The 17,356-nt window shown below is 38.7% G+C and carries 19 protein-coding genes; 7 read left to right on the top strand and 12 right to left on the bottom strand.

The features are described from left to right. Positions 1–84: 84 nt before the first annotated feature. The 8 genes from FHT21_RS17150 to gltX form a co-directional block, all read right to left on the bottom strand. A complete protein-coding gene (locus FHT21_RS17150; protein WP_190327084.1) occupies positions 85–450 on the bottom strand; it encodes a response regulator in 366 nt (121 codons plus the stop codon). A 19-nt stretch (positions 451–469) separates the two neighbouring features. Further along, positions 470–1,054, bottom strand: coding sequence for a chemotaxis protein CheB (locus tag FHT21_RS17145; RefSeq protein ID WP_167295984.1), 585 nt, complete (start codon positions 1,052–1,054; stop codon positions 470–472). Further along, positions 1,039–1,857: a protein-glutamate O-methyltransferase CheR gene (locus FHT21_RS17140; RefSeq protein ID WP_167295983.1), complete on the bottom strand. Its 819-nt coding sequence runs from the start codon at positions 1,855–1,857 to the stop codon at positions 1,039–1,041. The genes FHT21_RS17145 and FHT21_RS17140 overlap by 16 nt, the downstream gene beginning before the upstream one ends. 3 nt (positions 1,858–1,860) lie before the next feature. Next, positions 1,861–2,232: a response regulator gene (locus FHT21_RS17135; RefSeq protein ID WP_167295982.1), complete on the bottom strand. Its 372-nt coding sequence runs from the start codon at positions 2,230–2,232 to the stop codon at positions 1,861–1,863. 15 nt (positions 2,233–2,247) lie between these two features. After that, positions 2,248–5,832, bottom strand: coding sequence for a response regulator (locus FHT21_RS17130; RefSeq protein ID WP_167295981.1), 3,585 nt, complete (start codon positions 5,830–5,832; stop codon positions 2,248–2,250). 19 nt (positions 5,833–5,851) lie between these two features. After that, positions 5,852–6,985: a hybrid sensor histidine kinase/response regulator gene (locus tag FHT21_RS17125; protein WP_167295980.1), complete on the bottom strand. Its 1,134-nt coding sequence runs from the start codon at positions 6,983–6,985 to the stop codon at positions 5,852–5,854. A gap of 104 nt (positions 6,986–7,089) precedes the next feature. Then, positions 7,090–7,932 (bottom strand): neutral zinc metallopeptidase, encoded by an 843-nt coding sequence (locus tag FHT21_RS17120; protein WP_167295979.1) that lies wholly within the window; start codon positions 7,930–7,932, stop codon positions 7,090–7,092. Between the two features lie 166 nt (positions 7,933–8,098). Further along, positions 8,099–9,607, bottom strand: a complete 1,509-nt coding sequence (gltX, locus tag FHT21_RS17115; protein WP_167295978.1) for a glutamate--tRNA ligase — start codon at positions 9,605–9,607, stop codon at positions 8,099–8,101. Positions 9,608–9,831: 224 nt separating this feature from the next. On the opposite strand from gltX, the gene FHT21_RS17110 reads away from it, so the two are divergent. The 3 genes from FHT21_RS17110 to FHT21_RS17100 are packed head-to-tail and all read left to right on the top strand — an operon-like array spanning position 9,832 to position 11,942. Then, positions 9,832–11,040: a HAMP domain-containing sensor histidine kinase gene (locus FHT21_RS17110; RefSeq protein WP_167295977.1), complete on the top strand. Its 1,209-nt coding sequence runs from the start codon at positions 9,832–9,834 to the stop codon at positions 11,038–11,040. Next, entirely contained in the window at positions 11,021–11,530 is a 510-nt protein-coding gene (locus FHT21_RS17105) for a DinB family protein (protein WP_167295976.1), read from the top strand. The genes FHT21_RS17110 and FHT21_RS17105 overlap by 20 nt, the downstream gene beginning before the upstream one ends. After that, positions 11,520–11,942, top strand: a complete 423-nt coding sequence (locus FHT21_RS17100; protein ID WP_167295975.1) for a hotdog fold thioesterase — start codon at positions 11,520–11,522, stop codon at positions 11,940–11,942. Before FHT21_RS17105 ends, FHT21_RS17100 begins: the two co-directional genes overlap by 11 nt. Before the next feature lie 17 nt (positions 11,943–11,959). On the opposite strand, the gene FHT21_RS17095 is transcribed toward FHT21_RS17100, so the two are convergent. Together FHT21_RS17095 and FHT21_RS17090 are read right to left on the bottom strand one after the other, a co-directional pair. Next, positions 11,960–13,057, bottom strand: a complete 1,098-nt coding sequence (locus FHT21_RS17095) for a serine hydrolase domain-containing protein (protein WP_167295974.1) — start codon at positions 13,055–13,057, stop codon at positions 11,960–11,962. A gap of 19 nt (positions 13,058–13,076) precedes the next feature. After that, a complete protein-coding gene (locus tag FHT21_RS17090; protein WP_167295973.1) occupies positions 13,077–13,439 on the bottom strand; it encodes a DUF6249 domain-containing protein in 363 nt (120 codons plus the stop codon). A gap of 137 nt (positions 13,440–13,576) precedes the next feature. Here FHT21_RS17090 and FHT21_RS17085 point away from each other — a divergent pair, with 137 nt between their 5' ends. The 4 genes from FHT21_RS17085 (at position 13,577) to FHT21_RS17070 (ending at position 16,468) form a co-directional block, all read left to right on the top strand. After that, positions 13,577–14,143, top strand: coding sequence for a Crp/Fnr family transcriptional regulator (locus tag FHT21_RS17085; protein ID WP_167295972.1), 567 nt, complete (start codon positions 13,577–13,579; stop codon positions 14,141–14,143). 69 nt (positions 14,144–14,212) lie between these two features. Further along, positions 14,213–14,533, top strand: coding sequence for a multidrug efflux SMR transporter (locus FHT21_RS17080; RefSeq protein WP_167295971.1), 321 nt, complete (start codon positions 14,213–14,215; stop codon positions 14,531–14,533). 874 nt (positions 14,534–15,407) lie between these two features. Next, complete coding sequence (locus FHT21_RS17075; protein ID WP_167295970.1) at positions 15,408–15,989, top strand: sigma-70 family RNA polymerase sigma factor; 582 nt, start codon at positions 15,408–15,410, stop codon at positions 15,987–15,989. Further along, on the top strand, positions 15,986–16,468 hold the full coding sequence (locus tag FHT21_RS17070) for a hypothetical protein (protein WP_167295969.1): 483 nt from the start codon (positions 15,986–15,988) through the stop codon (positions 16,466–16,468). Before FHT21_RS17075 ends, FHT21_RS17070 begins: the two co-directional genes overlap by 4 nt. A gap of 88 nt (positions 16,469–16,556) precedes the next feature. Here FHT21_RS17070 and FHT21_RS17065 read toward each other — a convergent pair whose 3' ends face one another. Next, positions 16,557–17,084: an alpha/beta fold hydrolase gene (locus tag FHT21_RS17065; protein ID WP_167295968.1), complete on the bottom strand. Its 528-nt coding sequence runs from the start codon at positions 17,082–17,084 to the stop codon at positions 16,557–16,559. 80 nt (positions 17,085–17,164) lie between these two features. Next, the gene (locus FHT21_RS17060) at positions 17,165–17,356 is read right to left on the bottom strand and encodes a cold-shock protein (RefSeq protein WP_010599196.1); all 192 of its coding nucleotides are present in this window, start codon (positions 17,354–17,356) and stop codon (positions 17,165–17,167) included.

Below are 17,356 nucleotides of genomic sequence, written 5' to 3'. Positions count from 1 at the left end.
TCGCGGAGTTGGCAAAGGATATATAAAAAGCTATTGCTTAGCGTCCTTCGATTTATCTTTGCGCGCTTTGCGGTTAAATAGCGCCTAACTCAAATGTTTTTTTACAATTTCTTCAAGCGCGGCAATATCAAAAGGTTTCGATAGATAACTATCGGCACCAGCTTCATCGGCCAGTGAAGATATATCATTATTTGCCGAGAAATAAATTACTGGAATATGTTTTAAATCAGGATGGCTTTTTAATGCTTTAGTAGCCTGTATACCTCCCAAATCGGGTAGCCAATTATCCATAAAAATTAAGTCAGGCATATACGCTGCAACCTGCTCTTCTATGTTGTTGGCATTTTCTGATGTTTTTATCTCATACCCTGCATCTTCCAAAATAAATGTACAGAGATCAAGGATATCCCTATTATCATCAAAAACAAATACTTTTTTTGTAACTATCATATTAACCTCCGAAAAGCAATCAACCATTTAACTTATTTATATAATTAGCCATATCATAGCTATCCAATATTATATGCGGTTCGACATTCAGAACCGCCTGTTGCGGCATATACGGCATTATGGCCGTACGTGGATTCTGTATAACTACCCTACCGCTATAATTGTTTACACTTTTTAACCCTTCTACTCCATCGGCATTAGATCCTGAAAGCAAAATACAAACTAATTTTTCTTTAAAAACCTCAGCTGCTGACTGAAAGGTAACATCAATTGATGGTCGGGAATAATTTACTTTTTCAGAATAATCCAAAGATATACTTTGGTCTTCCTCTATCAGCATATGATAATCAGCAGGTGCGATAAAAACTTTGCCTGCGTTTAAAAATTCCTTTTCTTCTGCTTCGCTAACTGTCAATGTAGTGCGCGATTTTAATAAATCGGTTAAAAGAGATTGATTACTTGCCTTACGGTGAACCACTAACACAATAGGGAAACTAATATCGTTCCTTAGGGCTGGAAAAATTTCGAGCAATACATCTAAACTACCAGCCGAGCCGCCAATAATTAATGCACCACACGATATAGAATCTACAGTTTCCGCCATATTTTCTCCATTTTAACCCTTTTATATTCTTTGGCTTTTGGCCAGAACTCTAAACTTTCTTTACTTCCTAGGGCAAGATAGCCTAATTTCTCGATGCTACTATCAAATAGGTTAAATACTTTATGCTGTAAATCTTTATCAAAATAAATTAATACGTTTCTACATAAAATTAGCTGAAACTCGTTAAAAGAATGATCGGAAACCAGATTATGCGTAGAAAAGATCATCTTACTGTTTAAGCCTTCATCAAATTTTGCCAAAGAGTAGTTCGCTGTGTAATAAGAAGAAAAATCTTTTAAACCACCCGATTGCAGGTAATTTTCGGAATACTGCTTTAAATAATTTAAGGGGAACATGCCTTTTTTTGCTTTATCTAAAACCGATGGATTAATATCTGTGGCATAAATAAGCGATTTATTGAGCAAATTAAGTTCTTTTAAAACAATGGCAAGCGAATAAGCCTCTTCTCCGGTAGAGCAGCCCGCCACCCAAATCCGGATAAACGGATAAGTGCCCAGCACAGGAAGTACGTCATTCCGCAACGATTTATAAAAAGAAGGATCGCGGAACATTTCGGTAACATTAACCGTAATTTCCTCTAAAAACCGCTTAAAATATTGCTTATCTGTTTTAATTGCGTAGCGAAATTCTGCAAAACTCACAAAATTATCCAGTCCATAAAGGCGTATAATCCTTCTTTTTATCGATGCGTGAGAGTATTCCAGAAAATCATAACCATGAGTTTCTAGAACATCATTTAACAGGATTTCTACCTGTTCATTATCTATCGCATCACTTATCACCTGCTATTTTGTAAAATTTTCTATTTGCACTAATAACTCATCAACATTTATCGGCTTTGAAATATAGCCCGATGCTCCTGCGCTTAAACAACGCTCCCTATCTCCAACCATAGCCTGGGCGGTTACCGCTAACACAGGTATATCCTGCATTCTCGCCGATTTCTTCATTACTGCAATAGCTTGATAACCGTCCATGTCTGGCATCATCATATCCATTAAAACAATGGCAACATTATCGTGCTTTTCTAGAATAGAAAAACCGTCTTTGGCACTTAAAGCAGATAAACAATCAAAACCTTTGGCCTTTAAAACAGCTTTTAAAGCAAAAATGTTTCGGTTATCATCATCAATTATGAGAATTAATTTTTGAGGCATAAAATAAAAAATGGTTTATGATTTATGGTGATTTTCGTACAACCATACTCTTAATAACGATATCAGTTGATCCATATCTACGGGTTTGCTAATGTAATCAGACGCACCTGCAGCAATGCACTTTTCGCGGTCGCCCATCATGGCTTTTGCAGTAACGGCTAAAATGGGCAGGTTTCGATATTTAATATCCTGCCTGATGGCTGTTGTAGTTTCGTAACCGTCTAATTCCGGCATCATCATATCCATTAAAACAACATCAATTCCTGGGTTTTCATTTAGTAATTTAAGTGCCTCTTTACCATCGGTTGCTGCTATAACTTTCATCTGGTGCTGCTCTAGCATTTTGGTTAAGGAGAAGATGTTACGCACATCATCATCTGCTACCAGAACGGTTTTTCCAACCAATACATCCTGCAATTCGGAAAACTTTTTAGGTGTTTTTATCTTTTCCTTACTTTTTTCTTCTACCAAGTGAAGAAACAAGCCTGCTTCATCCAAAATACGCTGATAAGAATGTGCCGTTTTTACAACGATAGAATCAGCATATTGTTTGATCCGATTCTCTTCTCCTTTTGAAAGGTTTTTACCTGTGAAAATAATGATTGGTAAATTTTCTAAGCCGGGCGTTTTCTTTACCACCTCCAGCGTATCGTAAGCATGCTTGTCAGGAATGCCCATATCCAAGATCACACAATTAACCTCTGGCTTATGTAAGGCAGAAACACTTTCTTTTACCTGGTTAACAATTTCTGTCTGGATGTTAAAATTGCTTAAAAAGTAGCTTAATGCTTTGGCATGTTGCTCATTTTCTTCAACAATGAGTACTTTTTTAGGATGACGGCTTAAGGCATGCTCCAGTTTCGAAAATATCTCCTGCATGTGCTCAAAGGCAAAAGGCTTATTTATAAAGTCTACTGCACCTTTTAATAAACTTTCTTTCTTAACCTGTAGGGAAGACATGATGTGTACCGGAATGGGGCGCGTTGATGGATCCGATTTCAACTCTTCCATTACCTGCCAGCCATCTTTAACCGGCAATTGGATATCAAGTAAAATGGCAAGTGGTTTAAAGGTTTTCGCCATTTCTATACCTGCATCGCCACGAACGGCAACCAAACCTTTATAATTTCTTTTCCTGGTAAAATCTAAAAGTGTTTTAGCAAAAGGAGTATCATCTTCAACAATTAAAATCACCTTATCATCAGGCTGAATATTATCTCGGTCATCTTCAACCTCTTGTGGAATATTATCTACGGTTAAATGGCTCACTTTTTTTACTGGTGCTTCCAAGGCGATTATCGGTTGGTCTACACTTGGCACAATACCATCAAAACCTTTATTTCTATCAATGGGTAAAGTGAGCGTAAAAATACTCCCTTCGCCTTCTGTACTTTTTAAATCAATATATCCGCCCAATAGTTTGGCCAGCTCTCTACTAATTGAAAGCCCAAGGCCTGTACCACCAAATTTACGGCGCGTAGAGCCATCTGCCTGCTGAAAAGCTTCGAATACCATGCCCTGCTTTTCGGGCGCTATACCTACTCCCGTATCGGTAACCTTAAATACCAACGCGCCTAACTTTTCATTTTTATTAATATTTAAGGTTACAGCACCTGCGGCAGTAAATTTAATGGCATTTGACAGCAGGTTTTTAATGATCTGCTCCAAGCGCATTTTATCGGTATGAAAAAACTCTGGAACTTCTGGCGATTTTTCGATAACAAAGTTTAGGTTCTTCTCTTTAGCTAAAGGATTAAACAGCGAACGCATGTTGAAAATAACCTCGTCAACCTTAATATTTGTTCTATCGAGTTCCATTTTGCCAGCTTCGATTTTAGAAAGGTCTAAAATTTCGTCAATTAAGCTTAAAAGGCCCTGGCCTGAGCTTTGAATAACCTCTGCATATTCCTGATGCTCCCGATCCATAGCCTCATTTTCGGCCATTAACCTCGACAACAACAATATCGAGTTGAGCGGTGTTCTTAACTCGTGCGACATATTGGCCAAAAATTCTGACTTATACCTTGTACTCAATTCTAAAGCCTCAGCCTTTTGCTGAATCTCTATATTACGTTCTTCTATCAGTTCATTTTTTTCTTCCAATAAGCTGCTTCTTTCCTCCAGCTCCTGGTTACTTTGCAACAGTTCTTCTTGCTGTACGCGTAATTCTTCTTCACTGGCCTGCAGTTTTTGTGCCTGCGCTTCAAGCTCCGCATTTAAACCCTCCAACTCACTGTGCTGAACCTGCAACTCTTCTGATTGTGCCTGGGTTTCTTCTAACAGCTGCTGTAGCTTTTGCCTGTTCTGCGCCCCTAATAAGGCGGTGCCCACATCAGATGAAACCAAGTTTAAAAAGTGCAATTGCAGATCGCTGTATTTACCAATGGTACCTAGTTCTAAACCGCCTATTGAAATTTCATTTCTAATTATTGGTAACACAATTACCTGTGCTGGTTTAATATTCCCCGTAGCATGTGTAATGGTTAGCTCGTTCTGCGGAACATCATCCAATAATATTGGCTTACCTGATTTAACCGCCTGGCCAATTAAGCCCTGCCCAAGTTCTATGGTTTGGAGTAGATTTTGTCCTCGTAAAGCATATTGCCCTTTTAAATGCAGATATCCATCATCTTTAAATAAATAAATGGCACCTACCTGGCTCTTAGTGTAATTAGCCAAAAACGCTATAATATCTTCTGCCAGATGGAAAACATCTTTTTCGCCAACCATTTTCACGTTTAGGTTAGCTACTCCGGTTTGCAACCATTCATTCTCTGCTAAAGTATCAAAAGATTTTTTCAATGATAATGACATTGTATTTAGCGAATCAGAAAGTTCTCCAATATCATCCGCGGTTTGACTATCGAGTTTTACACCATAATTACCACTAGAAATTTGATAGGCAATTTCTTTAATGGCAATTATACGTTTCTCCATCTCGGTTTTTTTATCTTCAATTTCTTGCTGAAGTTTAACACGTTCATCAAAATCAATTGATACCCTCCGGTAAAAAAACAAAGTAATCAGAATGGCAAGGAGCGCCGCAATTAAAATCAGGATCGGGGTATAAGATGTAAGCTTATTTAATTCGTTGGTTCTTTCTTCAAGTAATCTTTTCTCTTCAACTACCATTTTACTTACAATTTCCCTAGCCTCATCCATATAAAGCTTGCCCTGAAACAAAACAGTTGGATCAATAACACCGCCTAAAGTTTTAATCTCTATGGTCGATTTAATGATATCCATTCTTTTAAAAAGAATATTTTTAAGTGCTGCTACATTTTTTTGCTGAACACTATTATCCTTGGTATCGAGCTCAACTTTTTTTAGAATCAAAGCGGCCGAATCGTTGGCGCCATAATAAGGTGTTAAAAACACCTTGTTCCCTGTTAATAAAAAACCCCGCTGACCAGTTTCGGCATCCTTTAAATAGGATATAATGTTCTCAGCATTTAATATCACCTCATCACTTTTTTTTACCAGTTCGGTACTTTTAATAAGATTGCCAATACTGATGTAAGAGGCCAGCGAACTGATAAATAGAATAATTAGCGATAAGCCAAGGCCTAAACGTAAATTATTTTTAAGAGTTGTTTTCATTAATATGGATTAAGGATAATTAGATTTGATTTTTAAGGATTTCTTCTTCTGTTGTAGGAATAATAAAATAAAATTCAGACCCCTCATCTGGCACACTGTTTACGCCTATTGTGCCTCCGTGGCGGTTAATGATTTCTGAACAGATATATAAGCCAATGCCCAGGCCATTAAACCGATTACTGTTTTCTTCTACCCGATAAAATTTATCGAAAATTTTGTGCTGCTGCTCTTTTGAAATACCTATACCAAAATCTTTCACAGCCAGATAAAGTTTTTCATCTTTAATATGCGTGGTTACATTAACCTGGTTGGTACCTGGGGCATATTTAATGGCGTTGGTGATAAAATTGATGACGACTTGTTCTAAACGCATTTCATCACCAAATATCATGTCGTCTGTTTTACCTAGCTTACTGATTTTAAAATCGGGATTAGATTGCTGTAACATCTCGATCGCATTGTTTACCATATTATCAGCATAAAAGCTTTTCATGTTAAACTTCATCTTTCCGCTTTCGATTTTCGAGATATCGAGCAAATCGACAATTAACTCGTTTAGTTTTTCGAGTTGGATGCTGGCTTTTTCGAGGTGGTTCTGAGCCATTGCTTTATCATCTCTATTAAGGCTGCGCTGCAACAGCTGAATATACCCTTTTACACTTGTTAAGGGTGTTTTAAGCTCATGGCTGGCAATACTGATAAATTCGTCTTTTTTATGCTCGGCCTGTTTCCTGAATTCGATTTCTTCGAGCAATTTTTCCTGCACCTCGTTAAGCTTTCTATTCTGCTCATAAATGCGATAAAATGTTTTTATTTTTAGAAGCAGCACATTAATATCAACGGGCTTGGTGATATAATCCAATCCACCGCTAAGGTATCCTTTTGTAATAAATTTTAACTCGGTATTTACAGCAGAAAGAAATATAATGGCAGTATCTTTTGCCTTACTAAAACCCGAAATGGTTTCGGCTACCTCAAAGCCATCCATATCTGGCATTTGTACATCGAGAATAATCAGGACGTAGTTATTTTTTAAAACTTTTTTCAGCGCTTCTTCTCCAGATGATGCGGTATCAACCTCAAAATTGTGTGCTTGGAGTACTTTCTGTAACGAGATCAGGTTTTCTGGCCTGTCATCAACTATAAGGATCATTTTTATTAAAACAAATAAGAAGCAGGGATAATTACGATTGGTGCTGAGATAAAAACCTCATTAAATGTAAGTAAACAATGTGCTTTTAAAAAAGTTTTTATTTTTTATAAATTACTTGAATTAAAGGTATCGCCCTGTCTAATATCTCCAGTTTCAAAGCCTTTTTTAAACCAATACATACGCTGGGCAGAGGTACCGTGGGTAAAAGAATCGGGTTGAACATCGCCTGTAGCCTGTTTTTGCAATTTATCATCGCCAATGGCATTTGCAGCAGTTAATGCTTCTTCTATATCACCTTCATCCAATTTAAAATCTTTAAGGTTTTGTGCATTATGCGCCCAAAGTCCTGCAAAAAAATCGGCTTGTAGCTCTAATTTTACTGACAAGCGGTTATATTCTTTTTCACTAACCTGGCCACGTGCCTGATCTAGCTTTTCTGAGATTCCCAATAAATTTTGAACATGATGGCCAACCTCATGTGCAATTACATAAGCCTGGGCAAAATCTCCAGCAGCACCGAAACGGTTTTTTAAATCGTCATAAAATGACAAATCGATATAGACTTTATGGTCGCCCGGGCAATAAAACGGCCCAACATTGGCGCTTGCATTCCCACATGCCGTTTGCACTGCTTCCCTAAATAGTCTGAGTTTAGGATATTCATACTGCTTGCCCATAGCTTGAAATTCTTTATCCCAAACTTGCTCCGTAGATTCTAGAACGCCCGCCACAAACTGGGCCTGTGGGTCGTTAGCTGGTACGCCTTGTTTTACTTCCTCCGTACCTGTAGTAGCCGGAATCTGGCTAACCAAACCCGTTAAATCTTTACCAAAAATTAAACCCAGCACTACGATTATTATACCTACCCCCCCACCGAGGATGGTTTTTCCGCCACCACCGCTTCTGCCGTCTTCTACATTATTACTGCCTTTACCAAACCATTGCATAATCTATTTTTTTGTTTAATGAATAACCTTAATTCCGACACAATTGTTATACTAAAGTATAAATTATTTTTATTGATTTATCCATTCTCATTTTTGGCAAAAAAAAGAAGCCAAGTTTAAAACTTGACTTCTCGGTATTGTCTTCTCGTATTCCCTGAAGGATATACTAGTTATTAAAAACAGCAATTGCTTTTGCTATCCTTGCTTTAGTTTCTGCTATGCCCAACAATACAGCAATATCGAAAACACCCGGACCAAATTTACCGCCTACCAGCATAATGCGAAATGGCAACATCAATTCGCCTGGTTTAAAGCCTTTTTCTTCGGCTAAGGCTTTAAAAGCTGCTTCAGCAGTACCCGCATCAGTTAATGTTAAACTATCAGCAAAAGCATTAAAGAAATCAGCTTTTTCTACTGTCCATTTTGGTTTTACCGAGTTTATATCATACTCTGCCGGTGAATTAAAAAAGTAACTGCTCTGTGCCACAAAATCAGGCAATAATGTACAGCGATCTTTAATTAAATCGATAATTGTACCTAGAAACACTTGATCCTTAACTTCAATTCCTGCTTTTTCGAGCTCGGCTTTAACTGCCAAATGTAAACGGTCAAATGAAGAGTGTTTAATCCATTCGTGATTATACCATTTTGCCTTTTCAAAATCGAATTTAGCCCCTGCCTTACTAATTCTTTCTATCGAGAATTTTTCTTCCAGTTCTTTTAACGAGAATAACTCCTGGTCAGTACCATCATTCCAGCCTAAAAGGGCCAGCATATTGATAAAAGCTTCGGGCATAAACCCCATTTCTTTAAAACCCTTGGTTATATCTCCGGTTTTAGGATCGGTCCAGTTCATCGCATAAACCGGGAAACCTAATCGGTCGCCATCACGTTTACTTAATTTTCCATGTCCATCTGGCTTTAAGATTAAAGGTAAGTGTGCCCATGCAGGCATCTCTGCTTCCCAGCCTAAATACTTCCAAAGTAAAATATGAACAGGTGCAGAAGGCAACCACTCTTCTCCCCTAAAAGCATGACTAATTTCCATTGCCTTATCGTCAACCACAACGGCTAAATGGTAGGTTGGCATTCCATCAGCCTTTAATAATACTTTATCATCAACCAACGAGGTTTCGAAACTTACATCGCCGCGGATTAAATCGTTAAAATGCACAATTTCATCGGCTGGTACTTTAATGCGGATAACATGTGGTGTTTGGGTCGCCAATAACTCTTCAACTTCGCTAACGGTAAGGGTTAAAGAGTTGCGCATCTGCATACGCGTAGCCTGCCCATATTGAAAATTTGGAATTTCTTTACGCTTGGCATCCAATTCTTCTGGTGTATCGAAAGCGTAATAAGCATAACCATCACTAATTAACTGTTCGGCAAATTTACGATAACTTGCTTTGCGTTCGCTTTGACGATACGGACCATAAGCACCTGGGTTATTAGGGCTTTCATCTGGCGTAATACCGCACCAATCTAAACAGTTCACAATATATTGTTCTGCGCCTTCTACAAAGCGGTTTTGATCGGTATCTTCTACGCGAAGTACAAAAGTTCCATTATTTCTTTTCGCAAACAAATAATTGAACAAGGCAGTGCGCACACCACCTAAATGCAAACCTCCGGTTGGGCTTGGGGCAAATCTTACTCTAACTTTTTTATCCATGATTGAATTGTTGAGCGGTTGGCGCTGGGCTGAAGGCGCGATGAACGCCTATTGCCATACGCAAAGCGCAAGACGCCACAAAGATATGTTTTTCATCCATTTTATAGCGTTTTCATCTGCGATGAAGCTATTATGCTTTCAAAATGATTGCTGTAAGGTTTTTGAAAAAGCATAATGGTTTTGTGTTTTTTTCGTTTTGTTATTGTAATTTGGCTAGCTAAAGCATGAACCCCTATCAAAAGAAGCGCCGCTGGAAGTTTTTCCTTCTCATTTTTGCCATCTTAATTGGCATTGCTTCAGTATTTTACACCGATTCTTTTGTAAAAAAAATGGAGCGCGAAGAGGCCGACCAGTTTCACCTTTGGGTAAAAATCCAGGAACGGGCCATGTTTCTTTATGACAATGATGATTATCGTGATATAGTAGAAACCGTAAGGAAAAATACAAAAACTCCTGTAATCATGACAGATTCGGCCGGAATGATTACCTCTTTTAACGGCCTCGACAGTACAAAAACCAATTACCCCATTTCTGATGCCAAATTAACTTACGATAGCCTTTATTTTGTGCGTCAGTTAAGGCAGATGAAAGCACAGCATCCACCAGATGAAATGAATTTTTTGGGCAAAAAATTTAAAGCTTACTATCGCGACTCTTTCATTTTAACGCAGCTGAGGTATTTTCCTTATATCCAAATGGGTGTTATTTTCCTTTTCCTGTTAACGGCCTATGCTGCATTTAGTTCGGCCCGGCGGGATGAGCAGGATCACGTTTGGGTGGGTTTAGCTAAAGAAACAGCACACCAGCTGGGAACACCAATATCATCGCTCATGGCCTGGACGGAGTTAATGAAATCTAAGTTCGATGCAGAAGATGATCCGCTGATTGCCGAGATGGAGAACGATATTAAACGCCTGGAAATTATTACCGACCGTTTCTCGAAGATCGGTTCTAAACCTATACTCGAAGATCATACCGTTTACATTGTAATCAGTGATTTTATCCGCTATTTTAAAGTGCGAACATCAGACAAGGTTAAATTTAACATTACCGGCGATGAGCAGGTAAGGGCGATGTTAAACGTTCCATTATTTGATTGGGTGATTGAAAATCTTTTAAAAAATGCGGCAAACGCGATTGAAAACGAAGGCTCTATTTCCATCAATATCATAGAAAATTTAGCCAAAGAGCAGGTTTTTATTGATGTTAGCGATACCGGAAAGGGCATTCCAAGATCTAAGTTCGACGCGGTTTTTCAACCTGGCTACACCACCCGTAAACGCGGCTGGGGCTTGGGTTTATCGCTTACCAAACGGATTGTAGAAAATTACCACAGTGGAGAAATTTTTGTAAAAGACTCTGAACTCGGTAAAGGCACAACTTTTAGAATAATATTAAAAAGCAGTTTAAAATATGAACCGACCACAGCCTAACGAATATCCAACTTGGGGCGAAACCTATATCAGTAAAGTTGATAGAGATATTTTCGAAATATTAAACGATCAGATTCAAAGTCTTCCTGCCCTGTTTAGGGCGAATGCCGATAAAGCTGATTATGCCTATGCCGAAGGTAAGTGGACACTAAAAGAAATGCTGGGCCATATTATTGATGCTGAACGTGTTTTTGCTTTTCGGATTACCTGTTTTGCCCGAAAAGAACAGCAACCTTTACCAGGTTTCGAGGAAGATGACTATGTACTGAACGCCCGCTTTGCTGAACGCGATCTGGAAGATCTGATTGAGGAATTCATCGCGCTGCGTAAAGCCAATTTATACCTTTTTAAATCTTTAAATGAAGAAGAATTAAACAGAAAAGGTATTGCTTCGGGCAGAGAAATTAATGTAAAATCTATTTTATTTATTGTAGGTGGCCATATTATTCACCATGTTTCCATTTTAAAAGAACGTTATCATGTGGTTTAAAAATTTTACTGTTGATGAGCTGAACAACCGTCCAAAAAATCATCTTGGAGCACTACTCGATATCCGTTTTACCGAAATTGGTGAAGATTTTATTATCGGAACCATGCCTGTTGATGAGCGCACACACCAACCCGCTGGGATTTTACACGGCGGCGCCTCGGTGGTTTTGGCAGAAACACTGGGTAGTATTGCTTCTTATATGTGTATCGACCCAGAGAAATATGTTGCTGTGGGTTTAGAAGTAAACGCCAACCATTTACGGCCAGTAAAAAGCGGTTTGGTAAAAGGCATCTGCAAACCCTTACATATTGGAGCAAAAACCCATGTTTGGGAAATTAAAATTTACGACGAACGTGGAAAGATGAACTGCATTAGCCGTTTAACCGTAGCGATTATTAATAAACCACAGTAAAAACAACCCGGCTTTATTTAGTTGGTTTTTGCAGGTTTCGTGATAGCAAGTTTTGCAATATTCCGGATAAGCTCGGTTGGCGAATTGCAGTCGCAGTTACTTAAGCCAACTACATAAATATCTTCGCTGGGAATGTAAACGCCCATGGTTTTAAATCCAAATATACTGCCACCATGCTCTCTGGTTGCTATTCCATCTATATCTTTAAGGTGCCAGCCATAGCCGTAGCTTAACATTTTGCCGTTATTTAATTTATACGACGAAAACATTTTCTTTGTTTCACTGGCATTGAGCAGTTTATTTTGATTTAAAGCATTCTGCCACTTCAACAAATCAGCCACAGTAGACATTAATGAACCAGAAGAAAAAGGAACGCTAAAACTGATTGCCGTTTTATTTACATAAGTATTTTCTTTTTTCTGGTATCCGTAAGCCCTTTGGTTTATCACCCGCCTGTCGCTGGCATAATAAGAATGGCTCATACCAACCTGATCAAAAATATACTTTTTAATAAAATCCTCGTAACGCTCACCTGAAACCAGTTCTATAAGATAACCCAATAGCACATAGCCTGAGTTATTGTATTCGAACCGCTCTCCAGGAGCAAAATCGACAGGTTCATTTTTGAAAAAGTCGACCATCATTTTAGGTGTCATTTCCTTTTGAGCGATGCTGCCAAGCGATTTTATTTGGGTAAAATCTTTAATGCCCGAAGTATGCGTAAGGAGCTGGTGTATGGTTATTTTATCGCCAGCCGGGTAATCGGTTATATATTTGGAAATAGGATCAGTTACACTCAGCTTGCCCCCCTGCTCCAGCATCAGTACCGCAACAGCCGTAAACTGTTTCGTCATTGAGCCTAGTTGGAAAACATTTTCGGGAGTCAGGTTTACCCCAAGTTCCAGATTGGCCTTTCCAAAAGCTTTTTGGTAAATCATTTTTCCTCTTTGGGCAATCATAAATACACCCCCGGGGCCTTCCTTATCTTTTAATACTGTGGTAATTAAACTATCTACCCTATTGTTTAGCTTTTGCGCCCTTGCCGGAACAGCGTATACTAAACTACAGATTAAAACAAGGAAAAACCCCAGGGCATAAATACGTTTTGGGTTCATTGGTTAATGATTAATACTTTTATCCTTTTTCGTTATCCAACCATTTCTTTTCTACCAGATAAGAAACGATTAAACCCAATCCACCGAAAATTCCTATGCAACCAAAGTAAACGGCTACTGACTGCCCTTCTTCGCTATGCGTCATATCATTGCCGAATACTCCCCTAACGGTAAAGAGTGCTACCAGCAAGCCAATTCCTAAACCAACCAACAGCAAACCGAACTTTAAACTTAAAAACGGTTTTGGTGTGGCCTTATGCACCCCCGGATCGATTCCTCTTTCGATCATTGCCATTTTCTCTTTGTTAGATAGATAGCGGATTCCGAATACCATTGCGAATGCGCCTAAAAAAAGCGAGATTGGAACTAATATACCTTCCATGATTATAATTTTTTAATTTGTAAATATTCTATTGCTTAAATTGAACCGTGTTCTGTGTATTATGACTACATGCTTTTTAATCAGGTTACACCCTTGCTAAAAAAAATCGATAGCTTTATAAAACATTCAAAATTTCATTGTACAATCAGTTAAAAAATATAGAAATCTTTAAGCCGCTCAGCAATGAAGCTTTAGAAAGGCTGGCTGCTGTTTCCAAACAGGTAGAACATCGGAAAGGAACGATTTTGATCTATGCCGATAAAATTGAACCTTATTTCTATATCCTCGAAAGTGGTATTGCCAGAGCCTATTCTGACGGCGAAAACCAGCAAATAACCTTTTGGTTCGGACAAAGTGGTTCCGTTCTTTTCTCTTTTAACAGCTATATTAATAACAGCCCTGGGTACGAGAACATTGAGCTATTGGAAAACTGCCGTTTAATTCAAATTAGGCTGGCTGATCTTTTTTCGCTTTACGAGCAACATTTAGAAATTGCCAACTGGGGTAGAAAAATTGCAGAACAGGAGCTAATTGCTACTGAAAGAAGATTAATAGACCGGGCTTTTAAAGGGGCGACAGAGCGTTATCAGGATTTCGTAAATCAATCTCCCGAGCTGATTAAAAGAGTAGCCTTAAAACATATTGCTTCTTACCTCGGTGTAACACAGGTTACCTTGAGCCGAATAAGGGCTGCTCATAAATAAAATCATTTTTTAACATTTGTAAAATGCTGCCCGATAAATGTGCCTTAAATTTGCAGAAACACATTTATTATGAACTGGATTATCTTAATTATAGCGGGCCTTTTCGAGGTTGGCTTCACTACCTGCCTTAAATTATCGAACAATTTTTCGAACATAAAATGGAGTACCGCTTTTTTTGTCTGCATTGTTTTAAGTTTCTTATTGCTAAATAAAGCAACCCAAACTTTACCCATGGGAACTGCTTATGCCGTCTGGACAGGTATCGGTGCTGTAGGAACGGTAATTATCGGGATTTTTTACTTTAATGAACCCGCAACCTTTTGGCGGATATTTTTTATCTGCACACTTATCGGGTCAATTGCAGGACTAAAGTTTTTCGCCTCACATTAGTGGATAACTTGCGAAATTTATAAGACCAATAGCGCAAGCAAAACTTCGCAGGTTTCGCCAGGGCCTGATACATGCTTTTTTGGGTTTGCAAGGCACCAAAACTTTGTGCGTAAACCTGATGGCAGCGGCAGCCCCGAAGCATGAGGGCTATAGCGAACAGCAGGACTACAGCCCGCCATAAAAAACTGCCCTTTCATTTCCAAAAAACAAATGTTTAGATTAATTTATCTTTTTTGGATCGCAATGCCTATGCAAGAAAAGAACGGAGTTCCCGTGTTGTGCTTATACGCTTCGGCTTCGTTCCTCAGCCCACAGGGTACCACTTCACCCGGGGCTAAATGGCTAAAACAGTGTTTTATTTTTTTGGCCAAGACGCAGCAACCCTATTTATAAACCCGATTGCAATGAAAAGCCCACAGCGAAGCGAGGACTTGTAATGGAAAGCGGGACTGAACACCCCGATGAAAAACCGCGCTTTCATTTCCAAACAACAAATGTTAGATTAACTTATCTTTTTTGGAGCGCAATGCTTATGCAAGAAAAGAACGGAGTTCCCGTGTTGCGCTTATACGCTTCGGCTTCGTTCCTCAGCCTACAGGGTACCGCTTCACCCGGGGCTAAATGGCCAAAACAGCATTTCATTTTAAGGCTGCAGGGTGCACGCACGCTGTTCGTAAACCTGATGGCAGCGGCAGCCCCGAAGCATGAGGGCTACAGCGAACAGCAGGACTGCAATCTCCAATGAAAACCGCCCTTTCATTTCCAAAAAACTAAACTATTAGCATAATCCGTATCGTTATTGATAAATAATAAATTCCTTTAATTATGTTTCACGTGTAACCTACTTATCTTTAATGTAGTCTTATTGCTAAACATGGAGCAAAAACCTACAGATTTAGAGCTGATCCAGAAGGTATTGAACGGCGAAACCGATCAGTATTCCTTATTGGTAAAACGCCATCAGCGGTTTGTGTTTACGCTTGCTTTAAGGTTTTCGAAAAACAGGGAAGATGCCGAAGAAATTGCACAGGATTGCTTTGTAAAAGCATATAAAGCATTGGGCACTTTTAAACAGACGGCCAAATTTAGTACCTGGCTGTACACTATTACCTATACTACGGCCATGACTTTTTTAAGGAAAAACCGCTTAGATACCACATCTATTCATGATGAAGGTACTGTTTTACAGCTCGAAAATCAGACTTCTGGCTTTAACGCTAACGGCTATGAGAAGCAAGACAGCCATACTTTTTTAAATATTGCCATTACCCAGCTTTTACCAGATGATGCGGCTATTATTACCCTATTTTATAAAGGCGAACAGAGTTTAGAAGAAATTGGCGAAGCATTGCACATGGAGCCCAACACGATAAAAGTTAAGTTGCACAGGGCTAGACAAAGACTTAAAGAAAAATTACAATATTTGTTAAAAGATGAAGTAAAGGAGTTACTATGAACACAATAGAACAACAGCTTTGGGACTATATTGATGGGAATTTGGACGATTCTTCAAAAAAAGCCATCGAAGAAAAAATTGAATCGGATGCTGAGATTAAATCGCAGTATGAGGAACTGTTAAAGCTTAATTTCGTTTTTAATGAAATCGATCTTGATGAACCTTCCATGTCTTTCAACAGGAATGTAATGGAAAGTGTGGCCACAGTACCCGCGCCGGTTGCCATGAAAACACGGGTTGATAAAAAGATTATCTATTGCATTGGAGGTTTTTTCGTAATCTCATTACTAGCCTTATTTGGCTATGTGCTTTACCATTCGGACCTAAATATGCCTAAATTCGACTTTAATGTTAACCTGAACTATAATTTAGATCAATACATTACTCCTACTGTACTATATAGCTTCTTATTTATCGACCTGGTGATCGGATTGATATTTCTTGATCAGTTTTTGAGGAAAAGGATAAATAAACATTAAAACCTAGCTTGTATATGCCCGCAGATTAAGCTGATTTATACAGATTTATTTTGACCTCTGTGTTTTCTGCGAAATCTGCGGGAAACTTTTAACCCAGTTTTTTAAGGATCTCCAATCCTTCTGGCCACTCCCCGAAACCTGCATCGGCATTAATATGGCCAGCACTACCAATATTAATAAATTCGCTTCCCCAATTTTTGGCAAAAAACTCAGCCCTTTCTATAGTTACCCATTCATCATCTGTACTGGCCACAACAATTGTTTTAAAGTTTAACTTATCCAAAGGCACATGATCGAAACCAACTGTTGCAAATGTATAACGTGGCGCTTCCAAATCGCTTGGCGCAACCAATAAGGCCCCTTTAATTATCCTTTGGTATTGTTTTGCCCAGTTAACTATTGCAGTACAACCTAGGCTATGGCCAATTAAAACTACATCGTTAAGATTATAACCGATAAAAGCATTATCTATATTTTCGATCCAATCTTTACTTGCCGGTAAATCCCACTCCTGTTGATCGATGCGGATAAAATTGTCTCCTGATTTTTCGAAGTGCGTTTGCCAATGGTCTGGACCAGAATTGCCCAAACCCGGAATGATAAAATAATAAGCCATGATCTGTGAGGTAGAAAAAGAAAATAAAAAAAGGCCGCCATCGCAAGAAAGCAGCCTTCTCTGTAAATATGATAAATAAATTAAATTACTTTCACATTAACGGCATTTAAGCCTTTTTTACCGTTAGCAACTTCGTACTGAACTTTGTCGTTTTCACGGATTTCGTCGATAAGACCTGTTGAATGAACAAAAATTTCGCTATCGCCATTCGCAGGGATGATAAAGCCAAAACCTTTAGTTACATTGAAGAATTTTACTGTGCCTTCTTGCAT

Origin of the sequence: Pedobacter sp. SG908 (assembly GCF_011759615.1) — a bacterium.
Classification (GTDB): Bacteria; Bacteroidota; Bacteroidia; order Sphingobacteriales; family Sphingobacteriaceae; genus Pedobacter; species Pedobacter riviphilus.
This window is presented reverse-complemented; position numbering and strand designations above follow the sequence as displayed.